Below are 2,442 nucleotides of genomic sequence, written 5' to 3' on the forward strand. Positions count from 1 at the left end.
CCCCAGGGGAACGGAGGCCAGGGGCGGGGCATTCTCTCCCAGCCGGGAGGGCGGGGAAGAAGTTATGGTCGCGCCGTCATGGCCGCACCCACGCTGCGAGGGCGCTTCGCGCCCAGCCCCACCGGACGGATGCACCTGGGCAACATGCGCAGCGCGCTCCTGGGCTGGCTCCAGGCGCGGGCCGCGGGCGGGGCGTTCCTGCTGCGCATCGAGGACCTGGACCGCGCGCGCTGCCGGCCCCAGTTCGTGGAGGACCTCTACGAGGACCTGCGCTGGCTGGGCCTGGACTGGGACGAGACGCCGCTCGTGCAGAGCGCGCGCGATGACGTGTACCGCGAGGCCCAGGCGAAGCTTACGCGCGAGGGGCTCATCTACCCGTGCTTCTGCACGCGCGCGGAGATCGCCCGCGCGGCGAGCGCCCCCCACGGCCTGTCGGAGGAGGGACCGCGCTACCCGGGCACGTGCGCGAACCTCACCGCGGAGCAGATCTCCGAGCGCTCCCGCACGCGCGCCCCCGCGTACCGCTTCCGCGCCCGCCCCGGCGAGGTGCGCTTCGTGGACGACCTGATGGGGCCGCATGCCCAGGACGTGCACGCGCTGGTGGGGGACTTCGTGGTGCGCCGCAACGACGGCGTGGCCAGCTACCAGCTCGCGGTGGTGGTGGACGACGCGGCCAGCCGCATCACCCACGTGTTGCGGGGCGACGACCTGCTGTCCTCCACGCCCCGGCAGCTGTTGCTCTACGAAGCGCTGGGCCTGCCCGCGCCCGCCTTCCTCCACGTGCCGCTGGTGCTGGGCGAGGACGGCAAGCGGCTGGCGAAGCGCGACGGGGCGTTCGCGTTGGGGGAGCTGCGCGCGCGCGGCCGGCCCCGCGAGCACGTGCTGGGCCTGCTCGCGGCTTGGAGCGGCCTGGGTGACGGCAGCCCGGTGGACCTGCCCGCGCTCGTCGCGCGCTTCGACACGGACGTGCTGCCGCATGCGCCGGTGGTGGCGCGCGAGTCACAGCTCCTCGACGCGCTGGGGCTGCGCTGAGCCGTGCCAGCCGTCCGCCCTTCCCTCCGGGGCGGGGCGGCCGGGCACGGGGACGATGACCGCACTTCCGGGGTGCACACCTTCAACGCAGACACGTACGTCCTCACCGTGGGGTCCGCGGCCGGGGGACACACGAAAGCGAGGGTGGAACCCCATGGCAGCCATTGTCGAAAACGAGAGGGCCGGCATCATTTCGGCCATTCCTGGCAACGCGTCCAAGCTGAGCTGGGGGTCCATCTTTGGAGGGACCTTCGTCGCGCTGGGCGTGTGGATCCTCCTGTACACGCTGGGGCTCGCGCTGGGCCTGTCGTCGGTGGATCCGGGCAACACCGGCAGCGCGCGCTCCGCGGGCATCTTCACCGGCATCTGGGGCGTCATCTCACCGCTCATCGCCCTCTTCGTGGGCGGGGTGGTGGCCGCGCGCACCGCGGGCATCGTGGACAAGACGGCGGGCGCGATGCACGGCGCGGTGCTGTGGGGCCTGACGACGCTGCTGGGCGTCGTGCTCGTGGGCATGGTGCTGTCGTCGCTCCTGGGCGCGGTGTTCAACGTCGGCAAGGCGGCGGTGGAGGCGGGCGGCTCGGCCGCGGTGGGAGCCGTGAAGGAGGGCGGAGGCGCCGCGCAGGCGTTGGGCATCGACGCCAATGACGCGCTCGCGCCCGTCAACCAGCGGCTGCAACAGGAGGGCAAGCCCACCGTCACGCCGGACCAGTTGCAGGCGGCGACCAAGGACATCGTCTCCGAGGGCGTGCGCCAGGGCCGGATGGACCGCGAGCTGCTGGTGAGCAACATCGCGCAGAACACCAACCTGTCACGCCAGGACTCCGAGGAGGTCGCCACCCGCGTGGAGCAGCAGGTGGAGCAGGGCAAGAGCAAGGTCGGACAGGTGGCCGGGCAGGTGGGCCAGGGCGCCATGCAGGTGGCGGATCGCTCCGGCCGCGTCTTCTGGGGCATCTTCGCGGGGCTCCTGCTGGGGCTCATCGCGTCCGTGCTGGGCGCCACCCTGGGCGTCAGCCGCCGCCAGCGCATCCGCGCCGAGGGCGTCGTGACGACCACCCCGCCGACGCATCCGACGCCGCCGCGTCGCGAGGTGTACCCGTAGCCTCGGGCGCTCGCGTGCATCCCCGCTTCACGGTTCCCCCGTGAGGCGGGTTATGACACGCGGGCTCCCGCCATGGCGCCCTCGCACCGCACCCTCCTCCACTGGCTCGTCATCCCCGGCGTGAGCCTGGGGGTGTTGCTGCTGTGCGCGCTGCTGGCCTCCTGGTTCACGCGGCCCACGCCCGACAGCGCCGACGCGGACACGGCGCGCCTTCCCCCCGCACCGTCGCCCGCTCCCCGCGCGCCTGAGGCCGCACGCGAGCCGTCCCGCGTGGCGGCACCGCCCCCCGCGCAAACCGCCACTCCCCC

The 2,442-nt window shown here is 73.5% G+C and carries 2 protein-coding genes and 1 pseudogene; all 3 read left to right on the forward strand.

The annotated features are described in order from the left end of the window. Positions 1-78 precede the first annotated feature (78 nt). Positions 79-1,032: a tRNA glutamyl-Q(34) synthetase GluQRS gene (gluQRS, locus tag D7X12_RS40820; RefSeq protein WP_120630498.1), complete on the forward strand. Its 954-nt coding sequence runs from the start codon at positions 79-81 to the stop codon at positions 1,030-1,032. A gap of 154 nt (positions 1,033-1,186) precedes the next feature. After that, complete coding sequence (locus D7X12_RS40825) at positions 1,187-2,134, forward strand: hypothetical protein (protein WP_120630499.1); 948 nt, start codon at positions 1,187-1,189, stop codon at positions 2,132-2,134. A 72-nt stretch (positions 2,135-2,206) separates the two neighbouring features. Beyond that, a pseudogene (locus D7X12_RS43890) lies at positions 2,207-2,442 on the forward strand (AgmX/PglI C-terminal domain-containing protein); the annotation flags it as partial.

Source organism: Corallococcus sicarius (genome assembly GCF_003611735.1).
Lineage (GTDB): Bacteria > Myxococcota > Myxococcia > Myxococcales > Myxococcaceae > Corallococcus > Corallococcus sicarius.

Bases quoted from the DNA above. Each gene is read 5' to 3' on its own strand.
- gluQRS (WP_120630498.1), top strand. From the start codon at position 79: ATGGCCGCACCCACGCTGCGAGGGCGCTTCGCGCCCAGCCCCACCGGA.
- D7X12_RS40825 (WP_120630499.1), top strand. From the start codon at position 1,187: ATGGCAGCCATTGTCGAAAACGAGAGGGCCGGCATCATTTCGGCCATT.